This window comes from Microbacterium rhizosphaerae (genome assembly GCF_034120055.1).
GTDB classification, from domain to species: Bacteria; Actinomycetota; Actinomycetes; order Actinomycetales; family Microbacteriaceae; genus Microbacterium; species Microbacterium rhizosphaerae.
Genome location: NZ_CP139368.1, coordinates 3,373,518 through 3,389,130, shown reverse-complemented (window position 1 = coordinate 3,389,130; position 15,613 = coordinate 3,373,518). Strand labels below are relative to the sequence as shown.

Here is a 15,613-nt window from a genome sequence, read left to right as displayed (position 1 = left end):
CCGACCGATGACCCAGCCGTCCTCCTTCCTGCAGGGACTGACCCTCGTCGATGCGGTGGTGCAGCGGGAGCGATCGAGCAGGCTGGCGTATAACGCGTCACGCCTCTCGGAGGCCACCCGCATCGAGCGCAGCCGGGTCTCGCGGCTCACCCAGGAGCTCCGCGAGCTCGGCTACCTCGAACGCGACGAAGCGGCCGTCCTGCGCGTCGGGGATGCGTACTTCCGGACCGCGGGTGCGATGAACCAGCCCTGGCTGCGCGCGGCTCGGCAGGAGCTGCGGCAGCTGGCCGCGCAGCTGGACCTGTCGGCGCAGGTCGTCTCCTCCGACGGCAGCCGCGCCCTCACCCTGCGCTGCGAGGCTCCCAGCTCGGGCGCCCCGTACCTGCGTCCGGGATCGGTCACCCCGATCTGGTGCACGGGCGCCGGCCGCGCGCTTCTGTGGGACCAGTCGAGGTCCGACCTCGAGGCGCTCCTGTGCGACGTCCAGTTCGTCGGTGTCGGCGGGCCCCATGCCGCGCGCTCGGTGAGCGATCTGCATGCCCTGCTCGAGCGAGACCGGGGGAACGGCCTCGTCTATGCCGAGGAGGAGTACGTCGAAGGCGTGCTCGAGTACGCCCTGCCGGTGCGCGACGGCCGGGGGATCGTCGCATCCATCGGCATCGCCGGCTCCCGGCTGCGCGGTCGCCGGGCTGAGGCGGCGCAGAAGGCGCTGCGCGCGGCCGGGGCGCGCCTGAGCGCCCTCGCCGCGCGGACGCAGGTCGACGGCCTCAGCTAGTCGCGTCCGCCGTGACCCAGCGCGGCGGACAACTCCGCCGAGGCCGCCCGGCATGCTGCGGCGAGTTCGACTGTCCGCGGCTCGAGAGACGCACGCTCGCCGACGATCTGCACACCGGCGACCACCTCTGCGCGGAAATCCCAGACGGGCGCGGATACGGAGTACAGGTCGGGCTCCGCCTCCTCATCGACGATGGCGAACCCTCGCTCACGGCTCTCTCGCAGCCGCCCGAGGAAGTCGTCCACCGACCGCGGCGCGTTGGGGCCCCGGCTGCGGAAGTCCGTGTGTGCGAAGACGGCACGGATCTCATCGTCGGAGGCATCCCAGAGCACGGCCTGGCCGGCATCGCTGCAGAAGGCGGGGTAGGCGCGTCCGAGCCATGAGCCGATCATGCGCGAGCCCCGCGGAAGACTCTCGGCGATCGTCACCGTGCTGTCACCGGCGAGCACGCCGAGGAAGCACGCCTCGCCGGTCGTGTCGGCGAGGCGGTCGATGATCGACAGTCCGACGGTGTGCAGTCGTCCGTCGACCACCTCTCGAGCGGTCGCGTACCAGCCCCACGCGAGTCGATACCGGCCCTCTGCATCCCTCACCGCGTGGCCGCTCGCGGCGAGCGCGGACAGCGTTCGCGACACTTGGGACCGCTCGCGCCCGAGGGCTCGTGCGACCTCCTGCACGGTCGCGCCGGTGCCTCGCCGAGAGGTGAGCTCGGCGAGCGACGAGATCACCTCGAAGCCGCGGCCCATGCTCGTGAGCGTGACGTTCGGCGCTGCTTGCTCGCTTCGCCGCATGCCTCGAGACTACTGGCTCGGGCCCGGCGGCTTCAGAACTCGCGTGCAGGTCATGTCGCGAGCGCTGCGGGAATGAGAACGCCCGCCGAGAGCCTCGGGCTCGATCGGCGGGCGTCTCCCCCCGGCGTGCTGCTGTCTGGCTCAGCTGCAGCCGTGGGCGGCGGCGAGGCCGCTGTTGATCCAGTACGCCGCGCCGTGCACGCCGCCGCTGATGTGGCCGATCTGCCGTGCCTCGGAGACGAGCTGGCCGTAGGTGGCGCCGCATCCGTCGTTGATCTGGACGCCGTAGCCGTCCGCCAGGGCGGCGCTCGGCGTCGCCATCGCCGCGCCCGCGACCAACGCACCGGCACAGATCGCCATCATGAACTTCTTACGCATTGCTGGAACCCTTCTCTCGGAATGCACGACACCGTGCTTCGCTAGATAAGCTAGCGAAAAATCGCTAGCTAAGCTAGTAAATTCCGAAAGTCGTCGACATTTCCCCGAGGGGCCGGCTCTGCCCGCGGCGCTCAGGCGGCGGGGAGGTCGAGGTGATGGCCGGTGCGGTCCCGCTTGGCCTGCAGGTAACGGGCGTTCGCGGGAGTGAGATGGACGGCAGTGGGGATGACGGCATCCACTCCGATACCCAGATCGCGCAGCTGCCCGGACTTGTCCGGGTTGTTCGTGAACAGGCGCACGCTCTCGACGCCCACCGCCGCCAGCATCTGCGCGGCGCACGTGTAGTCGCGCTCGTCCGCGTCGTGGCCGAGGGCGAGGTTGGCCTCGTAGGTGTCGAGTCCGGCATCCTGCAGCGCGTAGGCATCCAGCTTCGAGTACAGGCCGATGCCCCGCCCTTCCTGGCGCAGGTACAGGAGCAGGCCGCCCTCCCGCTCGAGCGCTTCGACTGCCTCGCGGAGCTGGGGTCCGCAGTCGCAGCGCTCCGAGCCGAATACGTCGCCGGTGAGGCATTCGCTGTGCAGCCGCACCAGGGGGGACGGCCCCGGATCCACGGCCCCGTCTTCGGTCCACGCATCGCCGAACGCGAGCAGCAGATGCTCGCGTCCGTCGGCGAGGCCTTCGAACGTCAGGACCCGCGCGACCGTGGCGTAGCCGTCGGGGAAGCGGATCGGGACGGTGACAGCGGTTCGGATGCTTGCGGCGGCGGTCGTCCCTCGCCCTTCGTGCAGTGTCAGCATGGCCTCTCCTCGCGTTCGATGCGGGCGCTGGTCGGTTGTGGAGAAGTTCAAGGACCGAACCGTCCAACATATTTCCGCTGGTTTAGCTAGTTTGCGATGTAGCTAGCTTAGCTAGGAATTGTCTCGGACAGCAAGACGGCGCCCGGATCAGAGGTCACGGGCTCGAGGGTCACTCTGTCGCCGGGACGTCCTCGGGCGTGGGTTGAGCGTCCTCGTCGTCGCGCGCAGACACCTGCGGACGTCGCGTGCGCAACGATCCTGTCGCGAGCAGGCCGAGGGCGAGGAAGGCGGCGGCGGAGAAGGCGGCGAGCCGGGTGCCGGTCGAGAACGCGTCTTCCGCCGCGGCCGCCAGCGGCGCGGTGGTCGGCGAGCCGCGCAGCCCGGGGATCGCTGCGCCGGCGCTGTCGACGACGGCCGATACGACCTGCTTCGCCTGGTCGGACGGCACCCCCTTGTCGGCGAGGTCGGCGGCCAGGATCCCACCGGTCACGGTGAACAGGATCGTGCCGAGGATGGCGATGCCGAGCGCCGATCCCACCTGGCGAGCGGTGGACTGCGTTCCCGATCCCTGGCCGCTCTGCGTCACAGGCACGTCGGTGAGCACGACGCCGGTCAGCTGCGCGGTGGCCAGTCCCACGCCGAGGCCGTAGACGAACAGTCCGGGCAGCAGCGTCACCCAGTTCGCATCCGGATGGACCATCACGGCGAGGCCGACGATCCCCACGATCTCGGCGACAAGGCCCCAGCGCACCATTGTCGGCGGGGGGATGCGGCCGCTCAGCGGCGCCGTCAGTGCACTGGCGGCGAACGATCCGCCGGCGAGGGCCAGCAGGATGAGCCCGGTCTGCACGGCCTCGAACCCGAGCACGAACTGCAGCCAGAGCGGCAGCGCGAGGATGATGCCGAACTCGCCGAGCGAGACGACCATCGCGACGAGATTGCCGTTGCGGAAGCTCGGGATCCGGAACAGGTCGAACGCCAGCATCGTCGACTTTCCGGCCTTCTGCCGGCGCAGCCCGCGCATGATGAACGCGCCCGCCGCGATCGCGGAGAGGAAGAAGGCGACGGGAACCGGCGAGAGGTCCCAGGGCCACGTCCACTGTCCGATCGTGAACGGCTTGTCGATGCGCCACCATCCGAGCGTCCGCCCTTCGATGAGACCGAACACGAGCGAGGCGAACGTGATCACGGAGAGGACCGCCGACATCGCATCGACGCGTCGCGCGTTCGGGTCCTTCGACTCGGCGACGGTCACCTGCACCCCGATGGCGATCAGGATGCCGAGCGGGATGTTGATCCCGAACGCGAGTCGCCAGGAGTACGCGGTCGTCAGCCATCCGCCGAGCAGCGGGCCGACGGCGGCCATCCCTCCGATCGTCGAGCCCCAGACGGCGAATGCCAGACCGCGTTCGCGGCCGTGGAAGGTCGCGTTGATGAGCGCGAGCGTGGTCGGAAGCATCATCGCACCGCCGACACCCTGGATCACCCGGGCGGCGATGAGCAGCTCGCCGGACGGAGCGAGCGCTGCGAACAGCGACGACACCGTGAAGATCAGCGTGCCGATCACGAGCATCCGCCGTCGCCCGACCCGATCCGCCAATGATCCGAACGCGAGCAGCAGCGAGGCGAACACCAGGGTGTACGCCTCCTGCACCCACTGCACCTGGGTGGAGGAGAGCGAGAGCTCGTCGACGATCTGCGGCACGGCGACGTTGACGATCGTCGAGTCGACGATGATCAGCGACACCGCGAGGCTGATGAAGACGAGCCCCGCCCACCTGGATGACGAGGTCCGTGATGCTGCATCCGACATGGTCGCCCTTTCGCTTGTTCAGCTAATAGCTAGCTTATCTAGCATTTACGGACGAGCGCCAGACAGCGACCGGCACGACGCGAGGCCCCGGTTGCGCGGAGTTCTCGTGCTCGGCTCAGATGCGCGGACGCGGTGTACGATCACGATGAGGGCACCTAGACCCAGCGCCTGCACCATTCCGATGCGAACGGCGGGGAGGGATGTCCAGCACAGTCGGCGACGACCCACCACGCGACGCGTTCTCGATCGCCGCCGCCGCACTCATCGCCGGAGAAGGCGACGACCTGTGCTCGCCGCTGCGGGCGGTCGTCTCGATGCCGGGCGCGGTGATCTCGACGCTCGGGTCGCCGATGGGTTCGGAGACCGTGTGCGCCAGCACGCGTCTCGGCGCACGGATCGACGAGATCCAGATCGACCTCGGTGAGGGCCCATCGTGGGAGGCGCTGCGCACGAGGCGGCCCGTGGCGGCATCCGACATCCAGGTCGACGGGGGAGTGCTGTGGCCGGGCGCGTGGGCGGCTTTGCGCGAACTCGATGTGGGGTCGCTCTACGCGTTCCCGCTGTTCGTCGGCGCGGTCGGCATCGGGTCCATCGCCCTCTACTCGATGGCCGCCCGCGAGTTGTCGGATGCCGACATCGCAGGACTGAGCACGCTCGCCGGCATCGTCTCCCGCACTCTCCTCCGGCGCGCATTGAGCCGACTCGAGGCGGCAGACGGCGACGCGGAGAACGGGCCCTACTCGCGCCGCGAGGTGCACCAGGCGACCGGCATGGTCGCGGCCAGGAACGGGATCGGCGTGGACGATGCCCTCCTGCTCCTGCGCGGCCACGCATACGCGGCGGGCCGACCGGTGCGCGACGTGGCCGTCGACGTCATCGCGCGGCGGCTCGATCTGAACCTGTGACGGGCCAAGGCTTAGGATGACGCCATGACGGCGCTCACGCGCGAGCATCACCTGCTGGGAACCTTCGTCGCCCTGGCCGATTCGCTGGTCGACGACTTCGACGTCGTCGACGTGCTCCAGCGCCTCGTCGACGAGTGCATCTCGCTCTTCGACGCGTCCGCGGCGGGGATCCTGCTCCTGAGCCGGTCGAACAAGCTCGAGGTGATCGTCTCCACCAGCGAGCGAAGCGAGCTCGTCGAGCTGATGCAGCTGAGGGCCGGTGCCGGCCCCTGTGTGGAAGCAGCGACGACCGGCCAGGTCGTGTCGGTGGCCGACATCGACCACATCGCCGACCGCTGGCCTGCGTTCGCGGCCGATGCCCGGGCCTCGGGGTTCGCATCCATTCACGCGATTCCGATGCGGCTGCGGGAATCGACGCTGGGATCGCTCAACCTCCTGCGCGACGAACCCGGGGTGCTCAATGCAGCCGACGCCGCCGCGGCGCAGGCTCTGGCCGACATCGCGACCATCAGCATCCTCCAGCAGCGGCTGGTCGAGGAGTCCGAGCTCGCCCAGGCTCAGCTCCAGCGCGCACTGGACAGCCGCGTGGTGATCGAACAGGCGAAGGGATACCTCGCTCAGCGGCTGAATATCGACATGGATGAGGCGTTCGCGCGAATCCGCAAGCGCGCCCGCTCCACGCAGGCTCGCATCAGTGTCGTCGCGGCTGATGTCATCGCGGGCCGCGTCGATCTGTGACTCGCCGGGAGCGGGCCGGCTCTGCGGCGGAACTCCGTCGCGCCTACACGGTCTGCCGCTGGACGAGGAGCGGACACTCGAACGGATCCCGCTCGCCCAGCCCGACGCGATTGATGTAGCGCACCACGATCCCGTATGACTCCCACAGCCCGGTCTGCGTGTACGCGACGCCCTTGTCTCGGCAGTACTGCTCGATCATGTCGGATGCGGCGCGCAGGTGGGGCCTCGGCATGGAAGGGAAGAGGTGGTGCTCGATCTGGTAGTTCAGGCCGCCCATCATCGTGTCCAGCATCCGGTTGCCGCGGATGTTGCGGCTCATCAGCACCTGGCGTCGCAGGAAGTCGACCTTGACGTCGGCGGGAACGATCGGCATGCCCTTGTGGTTCGGCGCGAATGCCATTCCCATGTACACCCCGAACAGTCCGAGCTGCACGCCGAGGAACGCGAATGCGATTCCGGGGGACAGCACGAGGAACACCAGCAGTGGGAACAAGACGAGACGAATCGAGATGAAGAGGATCTCGACCCATCGGCGCCGCAGCGGCTCACGCGAGAAGACGCGGTGGATGCTCGACGCGTGCAGCGACAAGCCTTCCAACAGCAGGATCGGGAAGAAGAACAGGCCCTGGTGCGCCATCAGCCATCCCAGGCCCAACCAGCGGGACTCGCGTCGCCGAGCCGCCTGATCGGGTGTGAAGGAGATCACCGGAAGCTCGATATCGGGGTCGGCGCCCACCTTGTTCGGGTTCGCATGGTGCCGTGTGTGCTTGTGCTGCCACCAGCCGTAGCTCATGCCGACGAGCAGGTTGCCGATGACGAGCGTCGTCCAGTCGTTCCATCGACCGGAGCGGAAGATCTGCCGGTGAGCGGCGTCATGACCGAGCATCGCGATCTGCGTGAACAGGATGGCGAGGCCGGCGGCCGTGAACAGCTGCCACCACGTGTTGCCGATGACGACGAAGATAACGAGCGCGGCCGCCATGGCCACGGGAGCCGCGACGAGCTTGGTCCAGTAATACCCGTAGCGACGCCGCATGAGGCCGCTCGCAGTCACCCGCTGTGACAGCTCGGTGTAACTGTTGGGCGTCTTGGGCATCGTCGATCGAACTGTCGATCGACCCTGGCCCGACGGAATGACGGTCATGGAGATACCCCTGTCCACTGCGGCGCGCGCAGGATAGTCGCGCCGATGACAGGGTCTGGGCCATCCGGTATCAGGATACGCCCGCGATCGGCCAGGCGCATCGGCCGGTTCCCGCGCCGCCCACGGATGTCAGGCTTCGGGCCGCCGCGGCCGGCGGTGCATGATCACGAACGCGAGAGTCCTCGACGGGTGCAGCGGAATCTCGCATACCCCCGGGGGTGTATGCTGGGTATACCCGAGGGGGTATCTCGTGAAGGAGAGGCGACGTTGAGGATTGTGATCGTGGGTGGTGTCGCGGGTGGTATGAGTGCTGCGGCGCGGGCTCGGCGGTTGGATGAGGGCGCGGAGATCGTGGTGTTGGAGCGGGGCGCGCATGTGTCGTTCGCGAATTGCGGTCTGCCGTATTTCGTGGGTGGTGAGATCGCGCAGGAGCGTTCTCTGCTGGTGCAGACGCCGGAGTCGCTGCGTGCGGCGCTTGCCCTGGATGTGCGCACCGGCAGCGAGGTCACGGCGGTGGACACCTCCGCGAAGACCGTGACGGTGGCCACCGCGGAGGGCTCGTATGACTTGGCGTATGACGCGCTGGTGCTCTCGCCGGGGGCGTCGGCGGTGCGCCCGCCGTTGCCGGGGCTGGATTCGCCGCGGGTGCGGACGCTGCGCACGGTGGAGGATGCGGTGGCTCTGCGCGACGCGGTCCTGGGCGGCGCGGGCCGCGCTGTCGTTCTGGGTGCCGGGTTCATCGGCCTGGAAGCGGCCGAAGCGCTTGCCCGTCAGGGGCTGGACGTGTCGATCGTCGAGCTCGCCCCGCATCCGCTGCCCCCGCTGGAGAGCGAGCTCGCCTGGCTGGTCACGCAGGAGCTCGCGGAGCTGGGCATCGAGGTGCGCACCGGCATCGGTGCGGCGGCCGTGGAACACGGCCGGGATGCCGACACCGTGGTCCTCGCTGACGGGCAGCGGCTGCCTGCCGACATCGTGGTGCTGTCGGTAGGGGTGCGCCCGGACACGGCACCGTTCGAAGCGGCCGGTATCGTGTGCGAGCGTGGCGCGATCGTCGTGGACGGGCACGGGCGCACCTCCGCGCCGCACGTGTGGGCAGCGGGAGATGCGACGGTGTCGGTGGATGCGGTCACCGGTATCCGCCGGCCGGTCGCCCTCGCCGGCCCGGCCAACCGGGCCGGGCGGCTGATCGCGGACGACATCCTGCGCCCCGACCGGGCGCGTGCGGTGCCGCAGCCGGTGGGCACGGCGATCGTGCGCGTCGGGAAGCTGACGGCGGCTCTGACCGGCGCGAACCGGGCCGCGTTGGATGCTGCCGGCGTCGCGTACCGGACGCTGCACCTGCACCCCAACCAGCACGCCGGGTACTTCCCCGGCGCGGCGCAGATCCATCTCGTGGTGCAGATCCGCGCCACCGATGGTCTGCTGCTGGGCGCGCAGGCGGTGGGCACGGAGGGTGTGGACAAGCGCATTGACGTGCTGGCCACCGCGATCCGCGCCGGAATGCGGGTCGGCGACCTGATCGACCTGGACCTCGCCTATTCCCCGCCCTACGGGCAGGCCAAGGACCCGGTCAACCTGACCGGCATGGTGGGGGAGAACGTTCTGAACGGCACGCTCTCCCTGTGGTACCCGGAGCAGCTGGACGAGCTGGCGGACAGTGCGCTGATCCTCGACGTGCGCACCCGCGCGGAGTACGACACCGGGTACCTGCCCGGATCGCTGCACATCCCGCACACCGAGCTGCGCGACCGGCTCGACGAGGTCCATGCCGCCGCCGCCGGACGGCCCGTGCGGGTGACCTGCCAGTCCGGGGTGCGCTCGGCGATCGCCCACCGGGTGCTCACCCAGGCCGGCTTCGACTCGGCATCCCTCTCCGGCGGCATGCTGACCCTGCGCGCCTGGCTCGGTGAACGCGAGCCCGACGTGCTCGCGGACGACCAGGCGCTCAAGGCGGCGTAGACGCCCGTGAATCCACCTCCGATCCCGAAGGGACGCACCCCATGAACCCGACCGACCCCGATGCGCACAAGCGCATCCTCAACCGGCTGCGCCGCGCCCGCGGACAGCTCGACGGTGTCATCGCCGCCGTCGAGGACGGCCGATCCTGCCGCGACATCGTCACCCAGCTCTCCGCCGTCTCCAGCGCGCTGGACCGTGCCGGATTCGCGATCGTGTCGTCGGCGATGAAGGACTGCATCGCCGACCCGGATGCGGCCCGCGACCAGCAGGGACTGACCACCGAAGAGCTCGAGAAGCTCTTCCTCATGCTCGCCTGACCCCCCACCACAGAAAGAAGAGACACCCATGTGTTCTGCAGTCACCTGCCGCACCTGCGGCAAGACCACCTGGTCCGGATGCGGACAGCACGTCGACCAGGTCATGCGCGGCGTGCCCGTCTCACAGCGCTGCCCGGGCCACGAGAGCGAGAAGAGCGACGGCTTCTTCGCCAAGCTCTTCGGCCGATGATCCCGCAGCGCCTGCTGCGAGCCGGCAGCATCCAGGAGGAGCAGCGAGTGACCCGGCCGGCGTAGGCTCGGCCTCGACATCGTCGGCGTGCGCGGCGGTCGCACGACAGTCGCTCGACGGGAGGATTCCCATGTTGCAGGCGGTGATCGTCGGTCATGGCGGCCCGGAGAAGCTCCAGTTGCGCGAGGGCCCCGACCCCCGACCGGCCCCTGGAGAGGCGCGTATTCGCGTCAGGGCGAGCGGCATCAACTTCGCCGACATCCTGGCGAGGGAGGGTCTGTACCCCGATGCTCCGAAACCGCCCGTCGTGGTCGGCTACGAGGTGTCGGGCTCGGTCGACGCGGTCGGCGGGGGAGTCGATCCCGCGCTGGTCGGCACCGAGGTCATCGGGCTCACCCGATTCGGGGGCTACGCAGACGTCGTCTCGGTTCCCGTCGGCCAGGTCTTCATGAAGCCGTCCGGCCTCTCGCACGAGGAGGGGGCGTCCCTTCCCGTGGCATACCTGACGGCGTGGCAGCTGCTCGTGGTCATGGGCTCGCTCAAGGCCGACGAGACGGTGCTCATCCACAACGCGGGCGGCGGCGTCGGTCTCGCCGCGATCGACATCGCCCGGCATGTCGGCGCGACGATCTACGGCACCGCCAGCAGCGCGAAGCATCCGTTCCTCCTCGAGCGGGGCGCCCATGAGCTCATCGACTACCGCACGACGGATTGGACGAAAGAAGTCGACCGCCTCACCGGCGGGAAGGGCGTCGCGCTCGTCACCGATCCGCTCGGCGGCGCCCACTGGAAGAAGAGCTACCGCGCGCTGCGCTCGGGCGGCCGGCTCGGGATGTTCGGGGTCTCGACCGCGACGTCGTCGAAGCTCGCCGGACCGCTGCGCCTCGGCCGGGTCGCCGCGGGCATGCCGTTGTTCCATCCGGTGGCGCTCATGAATGCGAACAAGGCCGTCTTCGGCGTCAATCTCGGTCACATGTGGGGCGAGGCCGAGATGACGGCGGGGTGGATGCGGACACTTCTCGCGGGTGTGGATGCGGGGTGGGTGCGCCCGCACGTCGACCGCAGCTTTCCCCTCGCGGAGGTCGCGACGGCGCACAGGCACATCGAGGAGCGCAGGAACATCGGGAAGGTCGTCCTCACGAGCTGACCTGGTCATACGCTGTACGAGCGCGATCCTCGTGCGGGCTCCAGGCGATTCCGTGACTGCACGTGCTGAGATGGTGGCATGCGCCCTCGTGTCCGTCGTCTGACCGTGCTCCTTGCTGCGTCGAGCATCCTTCTCTGTGCGTGTGCGGCCGGCAGCCCTCCCGAATCGGGCTCCAGCCGCCTGAGCCCGTCAGCGGCGTCGGGCGCCTCGGCGGGCGGCGAGATCATCCCCGCGGGGCCCGCGGCGGGCGCACCCGCGACGACCCAGCGGCCCGTCACCACGGTCGCCGACGATTCCGGCATCCCCGGCGTGATCGCGTGGTCGACGGCGGTCGACGCGAACGGCACCGCGCTCGGCGGCGCCGAGGAGCACACCCACGTCACCGGCAAGGTGACCTACGTGAGCGCGCCGCCCGCCGGCGGCCCGCACGATCCCGTGTGGATGAACGCCGGCGTGTACGACAAGCCGGTGCCGAGCGAGCGCGCGGTGCACACGCTGGAGCACGGCGGAGTCTGGATCGCGTACCGCGCCTCGCTGCCGGCAGCCCAGGTTCGGCAGCTCGTCGACTTCGTCGGCAAGCAAACCGTGATCCGGGAGCAGATTCCGGGGCTGCCCGGCCAGTCCAACCGATACCTCACCCTCGCCCCGTGGGCGGATGACAACCTGCCGAGCCCCATCGTCATCTCCTCGTGGGGCCACCAGCTGCAGCTCTCGGATCCCGCTGACGCGCGACTGCAGCGATTCGTCGATGTCTTCCGATTCAGCCGCACGTACTCGCCGGAGTACGGCGCCCCCGTCGACGGGGTCCCCGTGCAGACGGGAGGCGTCGCAGCGCGTTACGGCGGCACGGTACCCAATCCGAGCGGGAGCGCCGACGAGGCCTCTGCGAACTGACGTTCCGGAAGCGGTGGGACCGAGGGCGGAAGCCGGCTCCGGCGAATCATGAGGCAGCGGGAAGGAGGTTTCCCTGTTCCAGATTACAATTGCAAACCTGGAATAGCGTCGTCACAATTCCAGGATGAGCGCACCCGAGCGTGTGCCTGAATTCATGGATGACCTGCTCGCCTACCTGAACCGCGACGATGTGCCCGCGCTGATGCAAGCCGCGATCGCCCACGCCCAGTTCGAGTTGATCCACCCCTTCACCGACGGCAACGGCCGGATCGGGCGGGCGCTCGTCTCGGCGTCGCTGCGTCGCCGGGGTGTCGCTCGGCACGCCGTGATCCCGCTGGCCAGCGGGATCCTCGCCCGACGGGAGGAGTATTTCGAGGCGCTGGGGCTCTATCGGTCGGGCGACCCGGAGCCGCTGGCACTGCTGTTCATGCGGTCGGCGCAGGTCGAGGCATCCGAGTCTCGCATCTCGATCGAGAGGATCAAGGCGCGACCGGAGGAGTGGGCTGCCCAGGTGAAGGCTCGGAGGGGCTCCGCTGCAGCGACCCTGCTGCCCGTCTTCTACGACCACCCCGGCATGACCGCCGCAGAGGTCGAGGCTCACGCCGGCGCCAACACCTCCGCCGTGTACACCGCGATCGCTCGGCTCGAGGACGCGGCGGTGATCCGCGAGATCACGGGCCGCAAACGCGACCGGGTGTGGGTCGCCAACGACCTGCTCGCGGAGCTGGACGACCTGGACCGCCGCATCCAGGCGGCCATGCGCTGACCTCCGGCGTCCGCATGTTCGGCCGATCGTCTGCGCCGAGGCCGCCGCCGGTCGTGCGCGACGACCAGCCCGAGTCCGAACGATTACTGCGGACTCCCTGCGGATTGAACCCGGAAGACCCCGGCAAAGGGGCGCGTCAGCGGTAGTTGACGAACGGCATCCGGCAGGTAGTCGGGCGACGGGTTCGGACGGGAACCGCGGAATCACGCGGAAGTAGGGTTGCCCGCGGACGGCGTCGAGTGACCTGCGGTGAGGATTCTGCGGACTTTTTGCGGACTGGCCGGTGGCGCCTCTAGGGGTGGATAGCCGCGTGTTGACTTCTGACCCGACCGCCTCTCACGATTGCGCCCGTCGCCGACGCGCGTGCTGCGCAAACCTCGTCCCTGCCGTGAATCGAAGAGGCGATCCGCGCTGTCCGCCAGGTGTGCATGGCCGGGGCCTACGGACGGCGGTCCGACCTACGCCACACTGAGTGCAGACGTCAACGTCCCGCGCCTTCGAGGGCCGCGATCGTGCGTTCGGTGGGAGTGCCGGGCAATGGACCCGTGGACGGAGAACGTCCATGTGTCGTCACCGGCCAGGTCAGCAGCGGTGTGCGCATGTCGGACACGCGCCGCAGGACGGCGTCGTGATCGGGCCTGTCTTGGGTCAACAGTCTGTAGTGAAGCACGAGCCGCCCGGCCTGGGTACGGGGGAAGTTGGTGTCCCAGTAGTTGTTGCTGATCCAGCTCAGCAGGAGTGGATGCCGCGTCCGCTCGATCGCGTCGGGAGGCGGTCCGAAGTGGAATCCGCCGAACTGGACGAGCGGCGCATCCGGGGTGAGCAGCGCCACGGCGGACTGGTCGTCCCAGGCCATCGCGACCGCCTCGGCGGTGACCCAGCCGCGGCTGGATCCGGGCAGCTGGTCACGGTCGAGCTCGACGATCTGCCCCGCGGTGTCGAATGCGGCGCCCCAGCCCGCGTCGAGGGCGAGCGGGAGAGCGAGATAGAGGCCGTGCGGTGACTCGTCGTTCGGGAGGTCGAGGGTCACTTCGATGTGGATCGTCGGGTCGTCGGCGCTGAGGCCGATGCGCTGGGTGACCGGAGGCACACCGCGCACGTGGAGGGTCCGCACGAGCGTGACCTCGCGGTCCGAGGTTGTGACGGCGAGACCGGACACTCTGTCGGCGTGGTCGAGGCGCCGCGTCCAGTCGAGCCAGTTCGACTGATCGAGCTGCTCGCGTCTGAGATCACGCAGGTGGAACGCGAGGCGGGTCGGATCGACGAGCGGGTCGGGGGACTCGCGGACCACGGAGAGGAAGTCGATCCCGGGCCGCGGTGCCAGCAGCTCACGGTCACGCGCGAGGTCGATGATCGACAGGATGCGGCCGCTCTTGAGGTTGTAGGTGAGCCGGTGGAACGGTGATTCGAGGTAGCCCGTGGTCGATTCGGCATGGTCGGTGTCGTCGCCGTTCACCCCGCGGTAGGTGACGACCGCAGGGCCGACGCCCGTCCGGATGGATCCGGAGGAGACGGGCGACGGGAGCTCGTCGAGGCCGATGATCCGCCAGGTGCCTGCCTCGACCCGGATCGGGCCCAGCGTGCGGAGAGGCTCGCCCGGCCGGCGATCCCACGATCGATTGCCGCTCATGAGGCGGCTGGCGCGATACGTTCGCTCGGTCGCCGTGGTCTGCGGCTCGATCCAGGCTGCCGGCACCTCGACATACTCCTCGCGGATGTGATCGGAGGTGTTGCAGACCAGGATGCCCGACATTCCTCGGTCGGCGAGTGGGTTCTCGGCCAGCCGGTCGAGCGCGTCCATGACCGCCATGCTGGCGAGTTCGTGTCCTTCGTATGCCACAGCGGCTTTCAGTGCGTCCTGCGTGCGGGCTTGCGGGTGCGACAGCTCGGTGTCCCAATGGCTCCACGTGTGCTCGTCGTACAGGTCGACGCAGTCGGTGGCCTGAGCGAGCAGCTCGGGCTGCGCATCCAACCGGACCGCCGCCTCCAGCAGGGGCTTCGAGGCCTGGTTGAGCGCGGTCTCGATCGGCGTGCTGCCGTAACCGAAGCTCCAGAAGTCCGTCCAGTCGCCGCGCGCGACCGGCAGGGAGGCCTGGTCGAGGTCCCGGACGTTCTCGAGCAGGTCGTCGTATGTCGCGTAGCGAAGGCGCGGGGCGGCAGCCGACGCGTTCCAGCGGCCGATCAGCTCCGGCATGAACGGGTTCGGCGGGGCGTTGTCCCAGAGCGTGGGGGAGCAGGTCGTGGTCAGGTACGCGAAGGGCAGCCGATAGCCGATGCGCTGGAGGTGCTGGGCGTAGTCTGACCATCCCTGCTGCATCCGCTCTACGGAGTCGTCCCACGCGTTGAGAAGCTGGTCGAACATCGTGTAGTGGTTGCCGTTGAAGACTCTGAGTCGGCGACCCGAGGGCGCCTCCCAGTGGAATGCGCCGGGTCGCGGCGTGACGGCCCGTCCCAGGTAGGTGTTGATCGCCATGATGAACAGTTCGACGCCAGCGTCGAGAAGGACATCGGCGAGGGGCCACGGGATGCCGTTCACGTCATGCTGAGAGGCGACGCGGATGGGCATCCCCGTCAGATCCTCGATCTGCCGCTTCCCGTCCACGAGACGACGGAGCGCGGTGCGATCCGTCAGCGCGGCAGTGTTCCAGCGCAGGGCGCCGAAGCCGATCCGTCCCTCACGGGCGAGGGTGACGAACCGATCGCGCTGATCAGCGGAAGCGGTGAGAAGCCATCGCCGGACGGGTTCGGTGACCTCGCAGGTCCATTTCGGACGGGATGCCGCGGGGCCGCCGGCGGTGTCCTCCAACCAGTCCAGGACTTGCGTGAGGTACTCGGACTGCAGTCGCCACAGGATCGGCTGCGAGTGCGTGTACCCGACGTCGAGGTGGCTGTGGTGCAGCACGAGGATCTCTTCGATCGCCGGCCGCGTCGTGTCGCCGTCGACGGCAGTGGAGGGGCGGAGGAGGCTCATTCGTCTTGCTTTCGTCGACTGGCCTGAT

15 protein-coding genes are annotated in these 15,613 nt (G+C 69.1%); 9 read left to right on the top strand and 6 right to left on the bottom strand.

The window, feature by feature from the left end; genetic code table 11:
- The first annotated feature begins 7 nt into the window (after positions 1-7).
- On the top strand, positions 8-775 hold the full coding sequence (locus SM116_RS15485) for an IclR family transcriptional regulator (protein ID WP_320941862.1): 768 nt from the start codon (positions 8-10) through the stop codon (positions 773-775).
- On the opposite strand, the gene SM116_RS15480 is transcribed toward SM116_RS15485, so the two are convergent.
- The 4 genes from SM116_RS15480 to SM116_RS15465 form a co-directional block, all read right to left on the bottom strand.
- Positions 772-1,566: an IclR family transcriptional regulator gene (locus tag SM116_RS15480; RefSeq protein ID WP_320941861.1), complete on the bottom strand. Its 795-nt coding sequence runs from the start codon at positions 1,564-1,566 to the stop codon at positions 772-774. The two genes, SM116_RS15485 and SM116_RS15480, sit on opposite strands and share 4 nt — an antisense overlap.
- Positions 1,567-1,707: 141 nt before the next feature.
- On the bottom strand, positions 1,708-1,944 hold the full coding sequence (locus SM116_RS15475; RefSeq protein ID WP_320941860.1) for a hypothetical protein: 237 nt from the start codon (positions 1,942-1,944) through the stop codon (positions 1,708-1,710).
- A 131-nt stretch (positions 1,945-2,075) separates the two neighbouring features.
- Complete coding sequence (locus tag SM116_RS15470) at positions 2,076-2,741, bottom strand: GTP cyclohydrolase II (RefSeq protein ID WP_320941859.1); 666 nt, start codon at positions 2,739-2,741, stop codon at positions 2,076-2,078.
- A gap of 169 nt (positions 2,742-2,910) precedes the next feature.
- Positions 2,911-4,554 (bottom strand): MFS transporter, encoded by a 1,644-nt coding sequence (locus tag SM116_RS15465; protein WP_320941858.1) that lies wholly within the window; start codon positions 4,552-4,554, stop codon positions 2,911-2,913.
- A gap of 200 nt (positions 4,555-4,754) precedes the next feature.
- Between SM116_RS15465 and SM116_RS15460 the strand changes: the two genes are divergently transcribed.
- Positions 4,755-5,459 (top strand): GAF and ANTAR domain-containing protein, encoded by a 705-nt coding sequence (locus SM116_RS15460; RefSeq protein ID WP_320941857.1) that lies wholly within the window; start codon positions 4,755-4,757, stop codon positions 5,457-5,459.
- Between the two features lie 24 nt (positions 5,460-5,483).
- Positions 5,484-6,197: a GAF and ANTAR domain-containing protein gene (locus SM116_RS15455; RefSeq protein ID WP_320941856.1), complete on the top strand. Its 714-nt coding sequence runs from the start codon at positions 5,484-5,486 to the stop codon at positions 6,195-6,197.
- Between the two features lie 43 nt (positions 6,198-6,240).
- Here SM116_RS15455 and SM116_RS15450 read toward each other — a convergent pair whose 3' ends face one another.
- A complete protein-coding gene (locus tag SM116_RS15450; protein ID WP_430691820.1) occupies positions 6,241-7,341 on the bottom strand; it encodes a fatty acid desaturase family protein in 1,101 nt (366 codons plus the stop codon).
- A 222-nt stretch (positions 7,342-7,563) separates the two neighbouring features.
- Here SM116_RS15450 and SM116_RS15445 point away from each other — a divergent pair, with 222 nt between their 5' ends.
- From SM116_RS15445 to SM116_RS15420, 6 genes are all read left to right on the top strand, one after another.
- A complete protein-coding gene (locus SM116_RS15445; RefSeq protein WP_425563203.1) occupies positions 7,564-9,300 on the top strand; it encodes an FAD-dependent oxidoreductase in 1,737 nt (578 codons plus the stop codon).
- Between the two features lie 41 nt (positions 9,301-9,341).
- The gene (locus SM116_RS15440; protein ID WP_320941854.1) at positions 9,342-9,617 is read left to right on the top strand and encodes a metal-sensitive transcriptional regulator; all 276 of its coding nucleotides are present in this window, start codon (positions 9,342-9,344) and stop codon (positions 9,615-9,617) included.
- A 28-nt stretch (positions 9,618-9,645) separates the two neighbouring features.
- A complete protein-coding gene (locus tag SM116_RS15435; protein ID WP_320941853.1) occupies positions 9,646-9,807 on the top strand; it encodes a hypothetical protein in 162 nt (53 codons plus the stop codon).
- A gap of 130 nt (positions 9,808-9,937) precedes the next feature.
- A complete protein-coding gene (locus SM116_RS15430; RefSeq protein ID WP_320941852.1) occupies positions 9,938-10,954 on the top strand; it encodes a synaptic vesicle VAT-1 family membrane protein in 1,017 nt (338 codons plus the stop codon).
- A 78-nt stretch (positions 10,955-11,032) separates the two neighbouring features.
- Positions 11,033-11,848, top strand: coding sequence for a thioredoxin-like domain-containing protein (locus SM116_RS15425; RefSeq protein ID WP_320941851.1), 816 nt, complete (start codon positions 11,033-11,035; stop codon positions 11,846-11,848).
- A gap of 124 nt (positions 11,849-11,972) precedes the next feature.
- Positions 11,973-12,614, top strand: coding sequence for a Fic family protein (locus SM116_RS15420; RefSeq protein ID WP_320941850.1), 642 nt, complete (start codon positions 11,973-11,975; stop codon positions 12,612-12,614).
- Positions 12,615-13,095: 481 nt separating this feature from the next.
- Here SM116_RS15420 and SM116_RS15415 read toward each other — a convergent pair whose 3' ends face one another.
- Positions 13,096-15,585: a glycoside hydrolase family 38 N-terminal domain-containing protein gene (locus SM116_RS15415; protein WP_320941849.1), complete on the bottom strand. Its 2,490-nt coding sequence runs from the start codon at positions 15,583-15,585 to the stop codon at positions 13,096-13,098.
- Positions 15,586-15,613 lie beyond the last annotated feature (28 nt).

Bases quoted from the DNA above. Each gene is read 5' to 3' on its own strand.
- SM116_RS15425 (WP_320941851.1), top strand. From the start codon at position 11,033: ATGCGCCCTCGTGTCCGTCGTCTGACCGTGCTCCTTGCTGCGTCGAGC.
- SM116_RS15475 (WP_320941860.1), bottom strand. From the start codon at position 1,944: ATGCGTAAGAAGTTCATGATGGCGATCTGTGCCGGTGCGTTGGTCGCG.
- SM116_RS15455 (WP_320941856.1), top strand. From the start codon at position 5,484: ATGACGGCGCTCACGCGCGAGCATCACCTGCTGGGAACCTTCGTCGCC.
- SM116_RS15450 (WP_430691820.1), bottom strand. From the start codon at position 7,341: ATGACCGTCATTCCGTCGGGCCAGGGTCGATCGACAGTTCGATCGACG.
- SM116_RS15480 (WP_320941861.1), bottom strand. From the start codon at position 1,566: ATGCGGCGAAGCGAGCAAGCAGCGCCGAACGTCACGCTCACGAGCATG.
- SM116_RS15485 (WP_320941862.1), top strand. From the start codon at position 8: ATGACCCAGCCGTCCTCCTTCCTGCAGGGACTGACCCTCGTCGATGCG.
- SM116_RS15445 (WP_425563203.1), top strand. From the start codon at position 7,564: ATGCTGGGTATACCCGAGGGGGTATCTCGTGAAGGAGAGGCGACGTTG.
- SM116_RS15420 (WP_320941850.1), top strand. From the start codon at position 11,973: ATGAGCGCACCCGAGCGTGTGCCTGAATTCATGGATGACCTGCTCGCC.
- SM116_RS15430 (WP_320941852.1), top strand. From the start codon at position 9,938: ATGTTGCAGGCGGTGATCGTCGGTCATGGCGGCCCGGAGAAGCTCCAG.
- SM116_RS15415 (WP_320941849.1), bottom strand. From the start codon at position 15,585: ATGAGCCTCCTCCGCCCCTCCACTGCCGTCGACGGCGACACGACGCGG.
- SM116_RS15440 (WP_320941854.1), top strand. From the start codon at position 9,342: ATGAACCCGACCGACCCCGATGCGCACAAGCGCATCCTCAACCGGCTG.
- SM116_RS15460 (WP_320941857.1), top strand. From the start codon at position 4,755: ATGTCCAGCACAGTCGGCGACGACCCACCACGCGACGCGTTCTCGATC.
- SM116_RS15435 (WP_320941853.1), top strand. From the start codon at position 9,646: ATGTGTTCTGCAGTCACCTGCCGCACCTGCGGCAAGACCACCTGGTCC.
- SM116_RS15470 (WP_320941859.1), bottom strand. From the start codon at position 2,741: ATGCTGACACTGCACGAAGGGCGAGGGACGACCGCCGCCGCAAGCATC.
- SM116_RS15465 (WP_320941858.1), bottom strand. From the start codon at position 4,554: ATGTCGGATGCAGCATCACGGACCTCGTCATCCAGGTGGGCGGGGCTC.